The organism is Acinetobacter sp. WY4, from assembly GCF_018438165.1.
In the GTDB taxonomy this organism is placed as follows: domain Bacteria; phylum Pseudomonadota; class Gammaproteobacteria; order Pseudomonadales; family Moraxellaceae; genus Acinetobacter.
In genome coordinates, this window is sequence record NZ_CP053947.1 from 2,265,857 (window position 1) to 2,286,517 (window position 20,661).

General features: G+C 39.4%; 17 protein-coding genes. 11 read left to right on the forward strand and 6 right to left on the reverse strand.

Annotated features, from left to right (window positions below; translation table 11 throughout):
* Positions 1–50: 50 nt before the first annotated feature.
* Positions 51–689 (forward strand): hypothetical protein, encoded by a 639-nt coding sequence (locus tag G4D73_RS10545; RefSeq protein ID WP_000530048.1) that lies wholly within the window; start codon positions 51–53, stop codon positions 687–689.
* Here the strand turns inward: G4D73_RS10545 and G4D73_RS10550 are convergent.
* The gene (locus tag G4D73_RS10550) at positions 678–1,781 is read right to left on the reverse strand and encodes a hypothetical protein (RefSeq protein WP_001289337.1); all 1,104 of its coding nucleotides are present in this window, start codon (positions 1,779–1,781) and stop codon (positions 678–680) included. The two genes, G4D73_RS10545 and G4D73_RS10550, sit on opposite strands and share 12 nt — an antisense overlap.
* Positions 1,782–2,269: 488 nt before the next feature.
* Between G4D73_RS10550 and G4D73_RS10555 the strand changes: the two genes are divergently transcribed.
* The 3 genes from G4D73_RS10555 to G4D73_RS10565 all read left to right on the forward strand — a co-directional run bounded on the left by G4D73_RS10555 (position 2,270) and on the right by G4D73_RS10565 (position 3,648).
* A complete protein-coding gene (locus G4D73_RS10555; protein WP_000680279.1) occupies positions 2,270–2,950 on the forward strand; it encodes a DUF305 domain-containing protein in 681 nt (226 codons plus the stop codon).
* A 90-nt stretch (positions 2,951–3,040) separates the two neighbouring features.
* Entirely contained in the window at positions 3,041–3,379 is a 339-nt protein-coding gene (gene fdx, locus G4D73_RS10560) for an ISC system 2Fe-2S type ferredoxin (protein WP_001124186.1), read from the forward strand.
* Positions 3,380–3,459: 80 nt separating this feature from the next.
* Positions 3,460–3,648, forward strand: coding sequence for a heavy-metal-associated domain-containing protein (locus tag G4D73_RS10565; protein WP_000394310.1), 189 nt, complete (start codon positions 3,460–3,462; stop codon positions 3,646–3,648).
* Positions 3,649–3,860: 212 nt separating this feature from the next.
* Here G4D73_RS10565 and cueR read toward each other — a convergent pair whose 3' ends face one another.
* A complete protein-coding gene (gene cueR, locus G4D73_RS10570) occupies positions 3,861–4,319 on the reverse strand; it encodes a Cu(I)-responsive transcriptional regulator (protein ID WP_023187990.1) in 459 nt (152 codons plus the stop codon).
* 10 nt (positions 4,320–4,329) lie between these two features.
* Positions 4,330–6,816 carry a heavy metal translocating P-type ATPase gene (locus tag G4D73_RS10575; RefSeq protein WP_036595798.1) on the reverse strand — a complete coding sequence of 829 codons (2,487 nt, stop codon included), beginning with the start codon at positions 6,814–6,816 and terminating at the stop codon, positions 4,330–4,332.
* Between the two features lie 120 nt (positions 6,817–6,936).
* Between G4D73_RS10575 and G4D73_RS10580 the strand changes: the two genes are divergently transcribed.
* Positions 6,937–7,251 (forward strand): ArsR/SmtB family transcription factor, encoded by a 315-nt coding sequence (locus G4D73_RS10580; protein WP_023187988.1) that lies wholly within the window; start codon positions 6,937–6,939, stop codon positions 7,249–7,251.
* Between the two features lie 224 nt (positions 7,252–7,475).
* Here the strand turns inward: G4D73_RS10580 and G4D73_RS10585 are convergent, their stop codons facing one another.
* Positions 7,476–9,164 carry a hypothetical protein gene (locus tag G4D73_RS10585; RefSeq protein ID WP_023187987.1) on the reverse strand — a complete coding sequence of 563 codons (1,689 nt, stop codon included), beginning with the start codon at positions 9,162–9,164 and terminating at the stop codon, positions 7,476–7,478.
* Between the two features lie 40 nt (positions 9,165–9,204).
* Positions 9,205–10,209, reverse strand: coding sequence for a cation diffusion facilitator family transporter (locus tag G4D73_RS10590; protein WP_023187986.1), 1,005 nt, complete (start codon positions 10,207–10,209; stop codon positions 9,205–9,207).
* Positions 10,210–10,659: 450 nt separating this feature from the next.
* Between G4D73_RS10590 and G4D73_RS10595 the strand changes: the two genes are divergently transcribed.
* The 6 genes from G4D73_RS10595 (at position 10,660) to G4D73_RS10620 (ending at position 18,587) form a co-directional block, all read left to right on the forward strand.
* Positions 10,660–11,841: an efflux RND transporter periplasmic adaptor subunit gene (locus G4D73_RS10595; RefSeq protein WP_023187985.1), complete on the forward strand. Its 1,182-nt coding sequence runs from the start codon at positions 10,660–10,662 to the stop codon at positions 11,839–11,841.
* 3 nt (positions 11,842–11,844) lie between these two features.
* On the forward strand, positions 11,845–15,009 hold the full coding sequence (locus G4D73_RS10600; RefSeq protein ID WP_213686731.1) for an efflux RND transporter permease subunit: 3,165 nt from the start codon (positions 11,845–11,847) through the stop codon (positions 15,007–15,009).
* Positions 15,006–16,487: an efflux transporter outer membrane subunit gene (locus G4D73_RS10605; protein ID WP_005060895.1), complete on the forward strand. Its 1,482-nt coding sequence runs from the start codon at positions 15,006–15,008 to the stop codon at positions 16,485–16,487. Before G4D73_RS10600 ends, G4D73_RS10605 begins: the two co-directional genes overlap by 4 nt.
* A 76-nt stretch (positions 16,488–16,563) precedes the next feature.
* Positions 16,564–16,947, forward strand: coding sequence for a hypothetical protein (locus G4D73_RS10610; RefSeq protein WP_005060897.1), 384 nt, complete (start codon positions 16,564–16,566; stop codon positions 16,945–16,947).
* A 10-nt stretch (positions 16,948–16,957) separates the two neighbouring features.
* Positions 16,958–17,497, forward strand: coding sequence for a nuclear transport factor 2 family protein (locus tag G4D73_RS10615; protein WP_228305163.1), 540 nt, complete (start codon positions 16,958–16,960; stop codon positions 17,495–17,497).
* A gap of 16 nt (positions 17,498–17,513) precedes the next feature.
* Positions 17,514–18,587, forward strand: coding sequence for a cation diffusion facilitator family transporter (locus tag G4D73_RS10620; protein ID WP_000094607.1), 1,074 nt, complete (start codon positions 17,514–17,516; stop codon positions 18,585–18,587).
* A gap of 185 nt (positions 18,588–18,772) precedes the next feature.
* Here G4D73_RS10620 and G4D73_RS10625 read toward each other — a convergent pair whose 3' ends face one another.
* Complete coding sequence (locus G4D73_RS10625) at positions 18,773–20,644, reverse strand: hypothetical protein (RefSeq protein WP_001059331.1); 1,872 nt, start codon at positions 20,642–20,644, stop codon at positions 18,773–18,775.
* Between the last annotated feature and the right edge of the window lie 17 nt (positions 20,645–20,661).

Genomic DNA, 20,661 nt, shown 5'->3' on the forward strand with positions numbered 1-20,661 from the left:
ATGTAGCTACATAAAGTTAAAACTGAATTTTGGGCTTCCAGAGGGTATGTATGGGGCAATTAGGTCATGAATATTGTGTTCATAATGGATTCAATAGGTCTCATGCAGGGAAATATGTTTATTCACTTGCTACGTTTATATCTTGGATATTGATTTACTTTTTACTGAAGTTCTTGGGTGGATTGTCTCCTTATTGGAATGTCATCATTTCTAGTGCTATCACTGCTTTATTATTTCTTACTTTTTATTTTCTATTTGATAAATGGATATGGAAAACAGGTTTATTTTTCAAGATTCTGAAATATCCTGATATTTCGGGAGAATGGTCATGTAAAGGTATCTCTGATTACCAAGAAGAAAATTCTGAAATGATTAAGCACAATAGAGAGTGGATTGGAAAAGTAACAATTTTACAAAGTTGGGATAAAGTAAGAATCAGATTAGAAACAGAATTTTCCACATCTGACAGTATTTCTGCTGCAATTATTTATGACGAAATTGAAGAATACAAAGTTCTTTATAGTTATGAAAACAAACCAAAAGATTTAGATCATGAAGAGTTACGTATCCATCGAGGATTTGTAGAGCTGACACTTCATAAAGACAATAAAAGTGCCAGTGCTAAATATTATAATGTTACTGGTCGAAGAACCATGGGAACAATGTTATGGGAAAAATTAGATAACTAATGGATAAGAGCCAATGGTTTCGTCATATAGGTAACCCAAATCTTTACGTATTTCCGTAACGAGTTTATCTAAGGCAATGCTCATTGTTGTGAGAGAGGTTTCTTTCTGATAACTATCAAATATTTTTCTGGTCATATCAGGTGTATATAAGCTATTTCTATAGTTTGGGTTATGATACAGATAATCAAAAAATCTTTTTGTTTCAAGAACTATTGCTAAAGCATTTGTTCTACCTTTCTTTAAATTTTCTAGATTGGAATGATACATAATAGAGGCTAGATCAAAACTACTTAAGTAAATTACTTTGCCCTCTTCAACTAAATCGGCTTTTATTGTTTTACAAAGGCGGATAGATTTTTTCAATCCTCCATCAGCATAGTATTTACATTTGTAATCTATATAAAAAATATGCTTGAAAGGTAAGTTCATCAATGTAGTAGGAGTTTTATTATCTAGAATATTGACTCCTCTTAAATAAAGGTGCTTTTGTTGTTGGTACTCATATGTTTCTACCCAATGAGAGGGTACAACATCTACATCCCGAGGAAGTGATCCACCTGTTAAAGTTATAGATTTAGCACCAGTAGTATCAATTGTTACGGCAGGATATGCTTGTCTTAATTCATAAGTGCACGCGTTCCTGAGTTCTCTTAATATTTTTATATCATCATGACGTAAAGTACCTAAATAACCCTCTGTACGATAATGTGATTTGTTAAGTACAAGTAAATCAACATCACTTACACCTTTGATATGAATATTTAGGGGAACTGACCCTTGTAATCTGTATTCTGTGACAATGTTATGATTATTTAGTAGCCTAGGCTCTAATTGTTTTTCAATTCTTTTAGCAGTTTCAATACTGATTTCTGTGTAACGTTTACTAACTTCTTGCATTGCTCCTACTGCATAACGGATAGATGGTTTGTCTGATACAATCTGCCATTTTTCTATTGTACGTTTTAATTCATCAAACTCATTAAATGAAGTTACGCCTGCTGTTACACTATCAAAAGCATTGTATGTAAGGTCAGTACCTTTTCGTCTTTTCTCTAATCTGTTCAATCTTTTATAAAAATCAATTTCAGACATTGTGAAACTCAAAAAATAGTAGTTATGGTTAAAATAATTATACCTTAATAATTATTTTAAGGTTTTAATAAATAAGGTTTTATTGTCATAAATGCTCAAATTTAAGATGGGAAGTAAGATAATTTTTAAGTATAAAGTTTGAGAATGTTTGTAGTCTTTTGTAGTGCATCCAATAGTCAAATAAATAATTGTGAAACCATGAAGACACATATCACATTGATATTTATATAAAAATATTATTTGTGATTGGAGGTGATTTTTTTAATTCTATTGATTATTGTGACTCACTACGGAGTTAATTGTCTTTAAGTATTTGTTTTTAATTGTTTTATTCTTTTAATTATTTTTATTTGATTAGGTGTTGACCTTACCATAATTGGAAAGAATAGAGTTGCTACATCAAGGGTAATGATGTACCTGATATGAAAGAATAACTTCCGAGCTTATTACCCATTATTTTTTCATAATTGTAGTAAGAGGATAACTCCATGAAACACTTTGTTCCAATGTTAATGATCGGTGCGATTGTATTTAGTGCGGGGTGTTCCTCTTCTGACGCTCCAAAGGAAAATTCAATGAGTGAGAATAAACATGAAAGCCATTCAATGCACCATGATATGAATGGTTCAGCTAAAACAGATAATCCATCTACAAATGCCTATATGGAAGTAAATACTCGTATGCACAGCGGAATGGGTATTGATTTCACGGGAAATGCAGATACTGACTTTATGTTGGGTATGATTCCTCACCATCAGGGTGCGGTTGATATGGCAAAAGTAGTTCTTCAATACGGTTCTGATCCAGAAGTGCGTCAGCTTGCCGAGAACGTTATCTCTGCCCAAGAGTCAGAAATCAAGATGATGAATGAATGGTTGGCAAAAAACAAAAATCATTCTGGCAGCAAAAATGAAGATAGCCCATCAACTCAAGCATATATTAAGATCAATGATGAAATGCACGCAGATATGATGGTTCCATTTACAGGAAATGCTGATGTTGATTTCATGAGAGGCATGATCCCCCATCATCAAGGTGCAATTGATATGGCAAAAGTAGTTCTTCAATATGGTTCTGATCCAGAAGTACGCCAGCTTGCTGAAGATGTTATCTCTGCCCAGGAATCAGAAATCAAGATGATGAATGAATGGTTAAGTAAACATAAGTAGATACTTCTCTATTCGATATTCTTTTAAATGAGGGGCTTTTTAAAGCCCCTTGTTTTATCTATAAATTTGATGAATTGAGGATTATGTTATATGCCAAAAATTATAGTTATTCCGCATGAAAAGATTTGTCCAGAGGGTGCGGAACTTGAAATTGAAAGCGGAAGTAATTTATGTCGAAGTTTATTGGATCATGGCATTCCCATAGAACATGCCTGCGATTTATCAGGTGCATGTACAACATGCCATGTTGTTCTGAAAAAAGGGTTCGACAGTTTAGAAGAAATGGATGATGTAGAGGCGGACTTACTGGATCGTGCCTGGGGGCTTACGGCCCAATCAAGACTATCTTGCCAGGTTAAGGTCCAAGATGAAAACTTGGAGGTAGAAATACCTAAGTACACAGTCAATTATATATCTGAGGGACATTAATTTTACTTTTAATGCTTGACCTTACAATTATGGCAAGGTTTATATTAAACACATCCTGAATAGTAATAGTGGAGTTAAATATGGAATTTCATGTTGAAGATATGACTTGTGGTGGCTGTGCCCGTGGTGTAACCAGAGCAATTCAAGCAATAGATGCCAATGCAAAGGTCATCACCGAACCACCCAATCGTAGTGTAAAAGTTGAAACAACTGCAACACAGCAGCAAATCGTTGAGGCTTTAACCGAGGCTGGTTTTCCTCCTCGTTAAAAACGGACGAAATGATAAAGCGACTCTCTATTGAGTCGCTTTTTTGTGGGCAATGAATTATAAGCTCAATATTTAGGAATGTTTGTGATGTTAAATTAGCAGTTATTTGACAATGTAAGTATCTAAAAGAAATGACATATTTTAGTTCATAGTTATAAATATAAAAAATAGGGAGAAGTAAAATTAATTTTACTTCTCCCTATATCCTATTGCTATTTCTTTCGGGTTAAAGGTGAAACGGAAAGCAGGTCATTATGATGGTGAACGTCCTTTATATCATTGTGGGGCTCTTGCAAACCTTCAAGAATCGGACAATCAGGTCTATTATCACCAGCACAGCAGTCGATTAAGTCCTTGAGAGTATTCGCCATTTGCTGTAGGTCATTGATACGTTCTTCCAGCTTTTCAATATGACCCTGAGCCAGGCGTTTGACATCAGCACTCTGTCTACTGCGGTTATTCCATAAATCGAGTAGGTCTGATATTTCCGCTACTGAAAAACCGAGTTCACGACTTCGTTTGATAAACTTTAAACGTTCAACATCATTTACTGAGTAAGAGCGATATCCTGCATTATTACGTCCCGCAGCAGGAATTAGGCCAATCTGCTCATAATAACGAATCATCTTGGCGGTAACTCCCGAAGCTTTAGAGACTTTACCAATGTTCATCATATCCTCCTTAGCCTTGACTGACGGATGGTGGCTGGAATCGACGTAAACGTAATGCATTGCCAAGTACAAATACACTGGACAAAGCCATTGCTCCTGCTGCAAAGATTGGGGACATCAGTATTCCATAGGCTGGGTACAATATACCAGCAGCAACAGGAATCAACATGGTGTTATAGGCAAATGCCCAGAATAAGTTCTGGTGAATATTACCAATCGTTGCTTTGGACAAGGCAATCGCATTGGCAACACCTTGTAAGTTTCCTGACATTAACACGACATCGGCAGATTCAATTGCAACATCTGTACCTGTACCAATCGCAAGTCCGACATCAGCTTCAGCCAAAGCGGGTGCATCGTTAATCCCATCACCCACAAAAGCGATATTGCCGTATTTTGCTTTCAGCTCTTTAACCGCACTGACTTTACCCTCTGGTAGAACTTCAGCAATCACTTCATCAATACCCAATTGTTTGGCAATTGCCCGAGCAGTACGAGCATTGTCACCCGTCACCATTGCTACCTTGAGACCTAATTGGTGTAGAGCCTTAATCGCTGCTGGCGTTGTGGTTTTGATTGGGTCAGCAACTGCAATAATTCCTGCCAGTTCACCATCGACAGCAACATAAAGTGGTGATTTACCCTCATCACCCAGACGCTGAGCTGTGGCAACAAATGGAGCAACATCAATACCAAGTTGAACCATATAACGGTCTGCACCAATATTGATTTCTTCATTACCATTGATGGTTGCACAGACACCCATGCCTGTGACTGAATCAAACGTATCAACTTTAGGTAAAGTCAGGTTTTCACTTTTTGCCGCATCAACAATTGCTTTAGCAATCGGATGTTCAGAACGGGATTCAACAGCCGCAACCATGCCTAGGACATAATCACGCTCAAAGAATTGAGTCACTTCAAAGTCAGTCAGTACGGGATGACCCTCTGTTAATGTCCCTGTTTTATCGACTGCAACAACTTTGGCATCCTTTAACAGTTGTAAGGCTTCGCCTTTGCGGAACAGTACTCCCAACTCTGCACCACGACCTGTACCGACCATAATTGAGGTTGGTGTCGCCAATCCCATTGCACAAGGACAGGCAATGATCAACACTGCCACCGCATTAACCAATGCAAAAGTTAAGGCTGGTGATGGACCAAAAATAAGCCAGACTAGGAATGTAAGTACTGCGGCAATCATCACCGCAGGGACAAACCATAAGGTAACTTTATCCACCACAGCTTGAATCGGCATTTTAGAACCCTGTGCTTGCTCAACCAAACGAATGATTTGAGCCAGCATAGTTTCGCCACCCACCGCCACAGCGGTAAAGGTCAACGTGCCATTCTGGTTAATGGTGCCGCCTACCACATCACTGCCGATGCCTTTCTCAACAGGGATTGGTTCACCCGTAATCATGGATTCATCAACAAAACTTTTTCCATCAGTGACTTGACCATCGACAGGGATTCTTTCACCTGGTTTCACAATGATAATGTCATCTGCAACCACTTGGTCTAGTGCAATATCTACCATTTGGCCATCGCGTAAAACATGGGCAGTTTTGGCCTGTAAGCTGACTAAACGCTGGATTGCTTCAGATGTTCGCCCTTTGGCTTTTGCTTCAAGAAAACGACCCAGTAAGATTAATGCCACAATCACCGCAGCAGCTTCGTAATATACATTTACCGTTCCTGTGGGAAGGATGTTGGGTATGAATGTGGCAACAATAGAAAATAGGTAAGCTGCTAATGTACCAACCGCAACCAGCGAGTTCATATCAGGTGCTAAACGGAGTAATGCAGGCAAACCTTTTAGATAGAATCTTCGTCCTGGAATAACTAAAACCAACGTGGTCAGGATGAATTGTAAATACCAGCTATTCTGCATCCCAATAGTTTGATCAATCAGTTGATGAACACCAGGGATAAGGTGAGATCCCATTTCCAAAATAAATACAGGCAAAGCCAATAGGGTTGCAAGAATCAAATCACGCTTAAGTTCAGCACGTTCTTGATCTTTTTTCTCAAGCAGCTCTGTCTGGTCAGGAATAGAAGCTTGAATTTCTGTGGCATCGTAACCAGCTTTATCAATTGCGGTAATCAAGTCATCGACATTTGCTGAACCACTGACCGTTGCACGCTCAGTCGCAAGATTGACATTGGCCTCTTTTACACCTGCAACGGCTTTAAGGGCTTTTTCGACACGACCTACACAACTAGCACAGGTCATGCCTTTAATTGATAATTCAATATTATTTGCGGGCACGTCATAACCTGATTGTTCAATGGCATGAACCAGTACCTGACGATCCACAGGCTGATCAAGTACAATATCTGCACGTTCTGTCGCTAGATTGACCGAGGCAGACTGTACACCATCAACTTTTTTGAGTGCTGTTTCAACACGCCCAACACAGCTGGCACATGTCATCCCTTCAATTTTTAATGTAACTTTCATATTATTAGAAAGCTTATCTGTTGCCTTTCCCATAAGATATACCTATAGTGCTTACCCAATTATTAAGAGCATAAACCTTGCCATTATGGGAAGGTCAAGGGTAGAATATGTAAACATATATATTTTCTAAATAATAGGAATTTAAGTATTAGTATGAATTTTAATAATCACCCGATACCATTATCTCAAGATGAGATTATGTCTTTAGCTGAAACATTTCGGCTATTAGGTGATGCTTCACGACTTAAAATTCTACTTTTTTGTATGCGGGGGCCTAGTTCAGTAGGTGAAATCAGTGATGCTCTTGATTTATCCCAATCTTTAGTCAGTCATAATCTTCGTTTATTGCGTTCAGCTCGTTTAGTCAAAGGCGAAAGACAATCTAAACAAGTATTTTATGAGATTGATGATTTACATGTTAGTCAGGTTTTATTAGATATGGCAAGTCATATTAGTGAGGAGCACTAATTTATAGTAGTACGTAATGTATTGCAAAAATATCTAAATTAAATAACTTTAAGGGGAAAGAGGGTTATAGGAATTCTTTATTTTTATTACTCTAAACAAGAAATATATCATGCATTTATTTAAGTTATCAGTATCATCTACAAAAAGTTAAGATCAAGGGCATATAATTAAGAAATGTCTAGCTATATGCCTTGATATCTATTTGAGGAAAGTGCTATCTGTTTTTAACAGCAACTTGTAGTGTTATCTTCAAATGCACTTAATCGGCAGAAACAGGATGCTTCAATATTAATATCAGCCGAGGCAAGTGCTATATCACGTTGCAGCGAAATATCTCGAGCTTCTTTCTCTAGACCTAGTTTTGCTAAACACTCATAAAGTCCATGAAGACTCCATACATTGTTAGGGCGAATTCGGCGACGTCCAAGGTCACCTTCTAGCCCCAGTTCAATCCGATATTCTTGGGCTGCTACTTCAAAGTTTCCTTGTTCCATATTAAGTGCGCAGAATGCATGCCGAACTGGTTGTAACCAAGCTGGAGGATCACAATAAGGAAGAGCATCTTCTAATTTAATGCCTTCTCGCAAGATTGCGAATGCTTCTTTCGTATTACCTTTACGATACTCAATTTCGCCATGAATCATTTTGGCAGCAATTTTTAAAGCTTCGACCTCTTTAACAGGTATAGAGTTAAAGCGCTCTTCTGATACATTAGCTACTGCTTTTATAAAAGACTCTCTTTCTTTTTCGGCCTCTTTAACTCTTCTTAATGAAGCAAATGCTATGCCTTTTGCGTAGTGAATCATTGCGGTTGTGGAACTATATAGACCTTTATCTTTAGGTAGCTCAAGTTTCAGAATATCTTCCCACATGCCAAATCTAATCATAACATGTGGTAGTGTTGTGCAATGGCTTTCAGTTAAATTAGCCATTGGCGGTGTAGTGATATGTAGTACTTCGGGTGTTAAAATGTCATTGATACGATGAGCCATAAATAACGCTTCCTGTGATTTACCTGCCATCATTGCACCATAAGCACCTACCATTAAATTATGAACGCGATACAAGATATTCCAACCACCTGGATTCTTTTCTCTAGAAAAATATCTTTCATCGGCTGCGATTGCATCAAGATTAGAATAAACCACTCGACGCCAATCTCCGCATGCATTATCAATATGTGTGGACATATGGGCTAAATGTGACCCATCAGGTGATAAATTACGAAGGTTATCAGCAGCTGGCAATGCAACTTCAGGATAAGGTGACATTTCCATTAAATGTATATAGAGATGATTAATTACAGGATGACGATTTGCCCCAGGTTTAGTGAAAGCAACTTCAAGCACGTTTCTAGCTTCAACTGTACCTAAACCTATGGCTTCACCGGTATCTAAATCCCACAATTTACGAGGGCTCAAGCACATGAGTGCATCTGCAAACATTGCAGCTGCATCAAGATCATTAGAATATTTTTCATAAAATGATCTCATAGCTTGAGCATATGCAAAATTCAGCTCATGAAAGTCTTGTTCATCTATAGTCACGTGTTTTGGAAAGCGTGGAGCAAGGGCATCAATTAAATCTTTCTCAAATTGTGTCGCATTATGAGTCGCTGCTAACTTTGCTTGTTCCATAATTTCATTAATATATGGAATGGTATTCTGTAAGTCTGAAGGATCAAATAAATGCCAAGCTTTATTGTAATTTGGACCAGATGCAAAGGCGATGCCCCAATAAGCCATTGCGCATTTTGCATCATGTTCTAGAGCTTTCTTAAAACAATTTATGGCTTCACTCGGATTGAAACAATATGTCCATAATAAGCCACGATCAAACCAAAGTTGAGTATCAGGAGATGACGTAGTTATTTGACGCTGGTAATCTCCTAAATTGTAGTATTTATCAGACATTAAAGTCTCCTCATCAGTGAATAACAATAAAGATTTAAGGTTAGTGATTATGTCCAGCGTGTGGATCAATTTGAGTTGGGTTTTCTAAGCTACAAGTACTATTGCCTTGCCAATCAATGGCTATAGTTGGATGTTCAATAGAAAATTTGGATTTTAGCTCATTCTCAATGTTGAGAGTTAATGTCGCGAGGTCAACTCCATCTTTGGGTTTGACATGCAACGTTGCCATAGATCTACCTGATGTAATCATCCAAATATGTATATGGGTAATTTTTTCAATACCACTTACATTTTTCAAAAGATATTCAGTGATCTCTTGGGCATTAGCATTCTCAGGAGCACCCTCAAGTAAAATATGAAGAGTACGTTTAAATAAAGACCATGCGCTGCGTAGTACAAGTAAAGAAACTAGAACAGATAAAATTGGATCGATAGGAGTCCAGCCTGTGTACCAAATCACTATGGCAGCAATAATTGCTCCAACAGAGCCGAGTAAATCGCCCATTACATGGAGAATAGCTCCTTTAACATTGACATGTTCTGTATCGCCTCTTGTTAAGTACCATAAAACAAATAAGTTAACGAGCATACCTATAATAGCAACGATAAACATCGGTCCTGCCATGACAGGTTGAGGTGATTGAAAGCGTTCAATAGCCTCATAAATAATCCATCCAACGATTGCGAATAATGTAAGAGAATTCATTAAGCCAGCAATAACTTCGAATCGCATGTATCCAAATGTTTTTGAATTATCTGCAATGCGGCGACCGAAACGAAAGGCAGCATAAGCTAAACCTAAGGCAACGGCATCTGTAAGCATATGCCCTGCATCAGCCAGAAGTGCGAGTGAACCAGAGATGATTCCTCCAGTGGCTTCTACAAGCATGAACCCGAAAATGATAAAAAACGAAATCAGAATTTTTCTTTCGTTTCCGTTACTCACATCAGGAACATGTGAATGATCATGACCTTCATGCGAATGATCATGACCTTCATGCGAATGATCATGACATTTATGATTGTGATCGCGTTGATTACTCATGTATAAAAACCTAACATGTATATATTTTTACATATGAATATATGTTCATATGTAAAAATTGTCAAATTTAATTTATTAATTTTAATATAATCAATGGCATGTGCCATTTTTGAGCTAATAGGGAATCAAATTTTCTAAAGTAATACTGTTTTTACTTATTCTAAGAGAAATTTCTACTTAGGATAAAATGAATAATTTGACAGTCTAATACTGGAGGGATATTGCATGAATTTAATTTCCATAGACGGAGGTATGTTTTATAAAGCTGAAAAAACGGACTATTAAACTTATAGAAATTCACTTTTTAATAATTCATATAAATATATGTTCATTTGTATAATCTATTCAGATCACCCTATTGACCTTCCAATTATTGGAAACATTAGCATGTGTGCAACTGCTACAGAAACCTATCCAGAGTGATGTAGCTTTGCATAAAAGGTGAATATCATGAAAAAACGAATGACAGCGGTTGCTGTAGCAGTAGTGATTGCTATCTCAGGTGGTCTGCTGTACACAGCAAAAAATATATCGGATCAACCCAAGCAACAAGCTAGTTCAGCTCAAATGCCTATTCCTCAGGTTCCAGTTGCGGAAGTAATTACACAAGAACTTAATCCAACTGCCGAATATACAGGCTACTTATCGGCACCACAAAGCGTTGAAATCAAGTCCCGAGTCGGTGGTGTCATTAATAGTGTTAGTGTTCCTGAGGGCAGTTATGTTCGTAAGGGACAGGTATTATTTAAAATTGATCCTGCACCTTTTCAGGTTGCTCTGAAGACAGCCCAGGCACGACTGAAAGCAGCAGAGGTTCAGTATAGCCAGGCTGTTCTGGATTTTAACCGGGCAAATAAACTGGTCGAAAGTGGTGCCGTCTCCAATAAGGTTTATGACGATGCACTGGCAACCAAAAATAACCGTCAGGCTCAAGTACAGGAGGCTCAGGCAGCCGTCAGTGCAGCGAAGCTGGATTTATCTTATACCAATATTACAGCACCGATTTCAGGACGTATTGACCGTGTTCTTGTCACCAGTGGTAACTTGATTGCAGGTGGAAATACAGGCAATGCCACAGCCTTAACCACCATCGTTTCAGTCAATCCGCTGTATGTTTATTTTGACCTTGATGAAAAAACCTTTCTCAATCTAAAGGGACAAAATAAATCTGGACAATTCAACTTGCCAATCGAAATGGGATTGGCAAATACAGAAACTTATCCTTATACAGGGAAATTAAACTTTGTAAGTACTCAAATTGACCAGCGTACAGGGACGCTACGGGTTAGGGCATCTATTACCAATGATTCAGGTGAATTAGCACCAGGTATGTTTGCCAGAGTTAAGCTGACCACTGGAAATAAACAGTCCACCATTCTGATAGATGATCAGGCGGTGGGTACAGATCAGGGCAATAATTTTGTTCTGGTTCTTGGTTCGAATAATACGGTTGAATTTAGGCCTGTAACACTTGGCTCGGTCGTTGATGGATTGCGGATTATTAGCAGTGGTCTGCAAACTGGCGATAAAGTCATTATTAAAGGGCTGGTTCGCCCAGGAATGCAGGTCAAGCCAAATATCGTTCCAATGCAAACGCCTACTCCGACTGAAAGTGCCGCACAGGGGAAATAAGCCATGAAGAATTTCCCTCATTTCTTTGTTAATCGGCCAATATTTGCGGTCGTGATCTCTGTGCTGATCGTCATTCTCGGTGCTTTATCACTGTTTAAACTGCCATTGAGTGAATATCCAGCCATTACACCACCGACTGTACAGGTCATGGCAAGTTATCCTGGTGCCAACCCCAAAATCATTGCCGAGACGGTTTCCTCCCCTCTGGAACAAGCCGTGAACGGTGTTGAGAACATGTTGTATATGAGTTCTCAAACCGCAGCCGATGGCAAGATGGTACTGACCGTCACCTTTAAACAGGGTACAGACCCTGATAAAGCACAGATACAGGTACAAAACAGGGTTTCTCGTGCATTGCCACGCTTACCTGAAGAAGTTCAACGCATTGGTGTGGTCACTGAAAAAACCTCACCCGATATTCTCATGGTCATCAATTTGGTGTCATCCAACAAGAATCATGATCCACTATATTTGTCCAACTATGCACTGTTAAATGTGCGTGATGAGCTTGCACGTTTACCAGGTGTTGGAAATATCGAGATTGGTGGTGCTGGTGAATATTCGATGCGTGTCTGGATTGATCCTGAAAAAGTGGCTGCCCGTGGTTTAACCGCCAATGATGTGGTTGCAGCCATTCGTGAACAAAACATGCAGGTTGCTGCGGGTTCTGTTGGTCAACAACCAAATACAACATCGGCCTATCAAGTTACTGTTAATACGCTGGGACGTTTAACCACTGAAGAGCAATTCAGTGAAATCGTGGTTAAAGCTGGTGACACTGGACAAATCACACGCCTGAAAGATGTTGCACGAATTGAACTGGGTTCTGATGCTTATACCATGCGAGCTTTACTGGATGGTAAGCCAACATCTGCCTTACAAATCTTTATGACACCAGGTGCCAATGCACTCGATGTTTCAAGTGAAGTCCGTGAAACGATGGCAGAATTGAAGAAAAGCTTCCCTGACGGTGTGGATTATAAAATTCCTTATGATCCAAATATTTTCGTAAAAGCTTCTTTGAAATCAGTCATTACCACTCTGTTAGAAGCCATTGCACTGGTTGTGCTTGTTGTCATCCTGTTCCTGCAAACATGGCGTGCATCCATTATTCCTTTAATTGCCGTTCCCGTTTCACTGATTGGTACGTTTGCAATTATGTATTATTTCGGCTTCTCCCTAAATACATTGACCTTATTTGGACTGGTACTGTCGATTGGTATTGTGGTCGATGATGCAATTGTGGTGGTGGAGAACGTAGAACGGCATATTGCATTAGGCGAATCACCAAAAGAAGCTGCCCGTAAGGCAATGTCTGAGGTGACAGGGCCAATTATCGCGATTACTGCGGTTTTATCTGCTGTATTTATTCCATCGGCATTTCTTACAGGATTGCAGGGTGAGTTCTATCGCCAATTTGCCTTGACCATTGCGATTTCAACCATCTTATCTGCAATCAACTCTTTAACACTTTCACCAGCTTTAGCAGGTATCTTGCTTAAACCACATCAAGCTGGAAATAAAAAACGTGATTTAACCGAACGCTTATTTGGTTGGTTCTTTAGAGGATTCAATCGGTTCTTTGATAAGGCATCGGACAAATATGTAGGTGCAGTCCGCAAGGGGGTACGTTTAAGTGCCATCATGCTGATTTTGTATGTAGGTTTTCTTGGCCTAACTTGGTTAGGTTTTAACAAAGTGCCGCAAGGCTTTGTTCCTGCACAGGACAAGTATTATCTAGTTGGTATCGCCCAGTTACCTACAGGCGCATCTTTAGACCGCACAGAAGCTGTAGTTAAACAGATGACGGAAATTGCACTGAATGAACCTGGTGTGGAAAGCGTCATGGCATTCCCAGGCTTTACACCAAGTGGTCCAGTCAATGTACCAAACTCTGCCTTGATGTTTGCCATGCTTGATCCATTTGAGGCTCGTCAGGACCCCTCATTATCAGCAGGAGCAATTGCTGGAAAATTAATGGGTAAATTCAGTCAGATTCCTGACGGATTTGCGGGCATCTTTCCACCACCACCAGTACCTGGCTTAGGTTCTATGGGCGGATTCAAGCTACAAATTGAAGATCGGGCTGGTTTAGGCTTTGAAACACTGGCACGTGTACAGGGCGAGATTATGGCGAAAGCCTCTCAGACGCCTGAACTTGTCGGTATGCTTGCGAGTTTCCAGGCAAATGCTCCACAGATTGAAGTTGATATTGACCGTGTAAAAGCGAAGTCACAAGGTGTACCACTGACCGATATTTTTGAAACACTACAAATCAATCTGGGGTCAATCTATATCAATGACTTTAATCGGTTTGGTCGTACTTATCGTGTAATTGCTCAGGCAGATTCCCCATTCCGTATGCAACCAGAGAACATTAATCTGTTAAAGGTGAGAAATGCAGCGGGAGACATGATTCCGCTTTCGACCTTTGTCACGATTAAGCGTAGTTCTGGCCCTGATCGTGTTATGCACTATAACAGTTTCCCATCAGCCGATATTAGTGGTAACGCTGCATCAGGTTATTCATCTGGTCAGGCAACTGCCGCAATTGAAAAAATTGTGCAGGAAACATTGCCACAAGGTATGACCTATGAATGGACCGATCTGGTCTATCAGGAAAAGAATACAGGCAATACTGCGGTCATGGTTTTTGCTCTAGCAATTATTTTGGCGTTCCTTTTCCTTGCAGCTCAATACAACAGTTGGTCAATGCCTTTTGCAGTATTACTTATTGCACCAATGGCCTTGTTATCTGCGATTGTAGGTGTTTGGGTAACTGGTAGTGATAACAACATCTTTACCCAGATTGGCTTTGTTGTTCTGGTGGGACTTGCTGCAAAAAATGCCATCTTAATTGTGGAGTTTGCCCGAGCCAAAGAGGATGAGGGTTTGAATCCTTTTGATGCGGTACTTGAAGCAGCCCGATTAAGATTACGCCCAATTCTGATGACCTCAATTGCATTTATTGCTGGTGTGATACCACTGGTATTAGCCACAGGTGCTGGTGCAGAAATGCGTCATACAATGGGTATCGCTGTTTTCTCTGGAATGCTAGGCGTGACGATCTTTGGTTTACTGTTTACACCAATTTTCTATGTCGTCATTCGTAATTTTATTCTGCGTAGAGAACAGGCCAAAGCAATCGTACAGGAGGGTTCAAAATGAAAAATTTAACACTTCATTTAAACCGATACACTTTCCTCAAGAAAATGAGTGTACTAACCATTGCCACTATTCTTGCAGGATGTTCAATGGCACCAATATATGAGCGACCTGTCTCTCCTATGTCGGAACACTATCCAACAGGAGAAGCTTATCCAGGGCGGCAAGTGAACAATGGAAAGCAAACAGTCGCAGCCGATATTGGCTGGCGTGACTTTTATACCGATCCTGTCTTGCTCCAACTCATCGATCATGCATTGAAAAACAATCATGATTTTAAGGTGACAGCTTTAAATGTTGAGGCGATAGAAGCACAGTATCGTATTCGTCGTGCTGACCGTTTACCACATGTGAGTGTTACCGCAGAGTCAGCCAGTCAGCGTTTACCGTCTGATCTTGCTTATAACCCCCGCATGTATCAGGTTGGTGTTACTTCGGTCGCATGGGAAATCGATTTATGGGGCCGAGTACGCAGTCTGAGTGATCAGGCTTTACAGAACTATTTGGCTTCTAAAGAGGTCCAGACAGCATCACAGTTAAGTCTGGTATCCGCAGTTGCTAATGCTTATCTGGTCTATAAGGCCGATCAGGAAACGTTAGGTTTAACCAAGGCGACTTTGGCGACACAGCAGAAATCCTATGACTTGACCAGGAAACTTGTTGATGTTGGTAATGCAACCCGATTTGACTTACGTCAAGCTGAAATAGGACTGCGCACAGCACAAATCAATTATGCAAAATTCTTGCGTATTACTGCACAGGATCGTAATGCTCTGGTGTTACTTCTGGGTTCGCCATTAACACAGGAACTTGCGGTCCAATTGGACCAGTCCCCAAAAATTCCTGATCAGGTTGTCATACAGGATATACCAGTTGGTTTACCATCGGATCTACTTCAACGTCGTCCAGACATTCGTGCCGCAGAACATAAGCTTCAGGCTGCGAATGCAAACATTGGAGCAGCCCGTGCAGCATTTTTTCCATCCATTACCCTAACGGGTTCGGCGGGTACGGCAAGTTCCAGTCTGGATAATCTATTTAATGCAGGTACAGGTGCATGGAGTTTTATGCCCAAGATTAACTTGCCCATATTTAGTGCAGGTTTAAATCAGGCAAATCTGGATCGCTCACATATCATGAAGCAGATTGAAGTCATCAACTATGACAAATCTATTCAAACAGCTTTTCGTGAAGTTGCTGATGGGCTGGCTGGCAAATCTACGCTAGATGAACAGATCAAATCGCAGCAGCAAATGATTGCGGCCAGCCAGGATGCTCATAAGTTGGCAACCTTACGTTTTGATGCTGGTGAAGATAATTATCTCGCAGTCCTCGACTCACAACGAACACTGTACGCATCTCAGCAGGCACTTATACAGACCCGCCTGGAACGCCTGAATAATCAGGTCAACCTCTACAAGGCATTAGGTGGAGGCTGGAATGAACATACCGTACAGATTGAACGTAAATCTTTGAAATAGCACATCGATGGAGTTCATCTTTTGATGGAAAGAGATGAATTCCTGAAAAGATGAAACAGAATATGAGGTCATGTAAATGAAATTTATTATCCATGATATAGAAAACTTCCCATTTGTTGAGTTTAAGCAAGATCAGGCAGTTCCAGGCTATTCACCTCAATGGCAGTTGGAAATGCAGGAGTTCCTGGAAATGAGTAGTCCGTTTGTGATTGTTTATGATCAATTATCAATGCAAGAAACACCTGAAGACTTTAAACAACGTGGTCTTTGGCTTAAAAACCATAAAGATGAACTTAATCAGTTGTGTAAGGCAATTATCTGCATTGAACCTGATCAGGAAAAAAGAGTTGCCATCAGAAAGATGACGGAAATGGCTGTAAAGGCATTTGGCATACCTTATGAAATCGTCGATACCAGGGAAGATGCCGAACGGATCGCTGATGAACTTACTCAAGTCTAAGGTGAATGTGATGAACATTATTTATATCAATCAATTGAAGCAAGATTTTGATGGTCAAGAGGAAAAATCAAAGCCTTTTTTCATGACATTCTTACTCATTCTTATGACGTTAGGATTAGCTTCAATTTCGCATGCAAAAGCACCGATCAATACAGCTTTGGAAACCGTGGAGAGCTATCTTAATATCTGGAATGGTACGCAGCCAGATGACCTGACTAAAGTTCTTGACCCGAATGTTGAGTATTTCAATACAAGTAATGAAGAAACCCGTAAAGGTACAGCATCTGTAATTGAGGTACCCAAGTTTTTATTAACAGTCATTCCTGATCGGAAGATGACGCTTACATCCCCGCCACTCATTGTTGGTGATAAGGTTGCTGTCGAATGGCAGCTTCAGGGAACCCTCAATAAAAAAGACCAGTCTGGTAACAAAGACGCAAAAGTAATCACTTTTAAAGGTGCTTCATTTTTTGAGGTTAAAAATAATAAGATTACATACATCGGTGATTACTACAACAATCATCCATTGCGTAGTCAGTTAGAGCCATAATCAGGAATGCTATAAAATGTCTTCGCACAACCATACACAAGATCACAAGCATAAACACTCTGAACATGATCATTCTGGGCATAAGCATAGTCATGGTAACGGCCATAAACACAACCATGATCACTCAGGACACCATCACGGTCATGGTGGTCATCATCATGATCACGACCACAGCCATATCCCGAGTAATAAAAAAATTCTGACCATAAGTTTTTTACTGATTACCATTTTTATGGCAGTGGAATTTATAGGTGGTTTTATTACCAATAGTTTGGCCTTGATTTCGGATGCTGGCCACATGCTGAGTGACTCTGTTGCACTTGGTATTGCACTTGCAGCAGTCTTTATCGGTCAAAAACAGATTACCAAAAATAAAACATACGGCTATCAACGCTTTGAAATACTGGCTGCTGCATTGAATGGTATTACACTGGTTGGTATCGCACTGTATATCTTTATTGAGGCAATTCTACGGTTTCAGCAACCACAACATATTGAAGTACAAGGGATGTTGATCGTTGCTAGTATTGGATTGCTGATTAATATCATTGTTGCAGTAATGATTTTTAAAGGTAGTGATACCGAACACGACTTGAATATGCGAGGTGCTTACCTGCATGTACTCAGTGATTTGTTAGGTTCTATTGGCGCAATTGCTGCTGCGCTATGTATCTACTTCTTTGGATGGGCCTGGGCAGATACTTTAGCCAGTGTTCTAGTTGCAATACTTGTTCTTCGCAGTGGATATTCAGTTGTAGTAAAGGCTTCGCATGTTTTAATGCAGGGTACACCAGAAAAATTTGACTTGGCAGAAATCAAAGAAACCATTCTTCAAGACCAGCGAATTCAGGGTGTACATGATTTACATATATGGAGTCTGACAAGTAAACGTTATATTTTATCCTGCCATATTGTTGTGAGTGAAGAAATGAGTATGCAGGAAGTGCAGATACTCTTACATGATCTGGAGAATGTCATACAAAATCTAGGTATTGAGCATGTCACTATTCAGGCTGAAACATCACTCAACAATCACGATGATATTCATCATTGCATTATTGAAAATATACCAAAGGATTCAGAACACTGAGTTTAAAAAGGTTAAATATTCCTAATATAGGTGCTTATCTAGTCACAAGTGGTACCCAAGTTTAATGGCACTTAAAAGTGCCATTAAACTATATATAATTCAATTTGATATGTAATAAAATTACCCATAGGAAAGAATTATGGAATAGGCTAAAAGAAGATGGTCACAATTGTAAGATTCGAAAATTATTTTTCCTCCTTTTCCTCCTTTTCCTCCTTTTCCTCCTTTAACTTGATATTCGTAATTCCAATTTTTCTTAGAGCATTCAATAACGTTGATTCACCCTCTGACAAGCCAGCAGATTTTGAATGTCTAAAAACAAATAATTGAGTAACCAAATTGGAGCCTAGGAGAGTTGTCGTATAAGAGCCCTCTGACAAAGGCAGGCTCTCCATGAGCCCAGAAATATACTGCTCAAATTGTTCTACGGTTCTTGACCTAAATATTAGACCAGCATGCCCACGCTCCTTGAGAACACTTTCCCCATCTACAGTTGAAACGTAAGTCGCTGGTTGTATATCGAAAAGATAAACTGGAGGGCAATTTACAAGAGATAATCGGATGACCAATGCTCCACGAAGTGCTGTTTTATTTGAGTTTGCATAACACCAATTTTTATAAGTTTGTTTTTCTCCATCTGTAATATCTTTATTATTTAATGTTTCTGAATTAACGAAAAAAGCCATGAGAGTGGGTTTATCGCTGTAATCAAACTCTTCCTCAAAAGTATAATAGTGGACTGCATTGACAATACTGGGATTTAACGAGCGTGCCTTTAAACATGCATTCCATAGGCCCATGATTCTTCCATGATATGGAGCTTCAAACTCTGTATCTCCATTAGTGGTCGGGTTAATTTGGACATTTAGAACTTCCTTAGAGCTATCAGGTTCTCCTGTACCAACTGTATTGGTTTCTTTAGTATTTTTCTTTCTCTGTGGTTGGGTGATGGTTCTTTCATACTTTGTTTTACTTTTTTCCCCGATAGGGCCTGAACCTAACCATGTAAATTCATGACCTAAAATAACCGATTGTAATAATGGTTTGCGCCCTCCTTGATCTTCAGATACGTTAATCTGACCAGGACCTAGTTGCAACTGAGGAGGATTAGGTGAGTTGACATCTACAGGTTTCTTAATGCGGTGAATTACCTTTGGAACACGTCTGATAAGTGTTTGATCAGGTAGTTCTATTCCAAGGATTGTCAAGGCTAAAAAAGCATTGGTGTCAGGAATACAAAAACCTGAAACCCTAATTTTTCTCGTTTCCTTATGCCACGGCATTACTTTAGGGTATATATGGTTTCTTTGGATAAAATCATCATGTTTTGCAATACTGCTAAATAAGATTCTTACGGCATCTTGGGTATATTCGCTATATTTATAGTAGGCAATAAATACATGATCATCTGATGTGAGACTATCACCTATAAGGATAGTCCATGTATTTTCTTCTTCTGGATGAGGGGTGTAGAGCCTTTCATGTCTTTCGACCTCATCATATGTTGTTAGAATTCTAGGAAGTTCTGTAGAGAGGCCATATCCTCTCACCAGAAACTCAAAACAAGGTACGAGAAGCTCCTTATATTCCTGATCCTTTAAAGAGAAAGAAATACAATTTTCACGTTGGCTTGGGTTAATATAAAACTTATTCCTGTCTGAGAAGAAATGATCTATTTTTCCTGTCTTTTCATCTCGCTTATATGCTTGAACAAAGGTATGTTTAAAATTTGTATGATCAATATCAAATTCCCGTATTTCCAAAGGAAGATAGTCAACTAATCGTTCATGGTGCCAAACTGTTCCAATAGGCCAAGACATCAAATCTGTTATATTTGCATCAATAAAAATAAAATTATCTGTGGGTGTGTAATCTTCCAGAAGTTCCCTAAAAGCCACATGAACTTTAGGTTGAGCATTTCTACGATCAGCTTTTGCTAACGCCCCATACCACCAAACCATTAAGAACTTTTCAGCATTGGATTCAAGGACTTTGAATGCGGGTGATTTTTTATCTGAAGAGTTATCAGTATTTTCTTCATTAGAATGATTGTTCATGATCAACCTCTCTATTG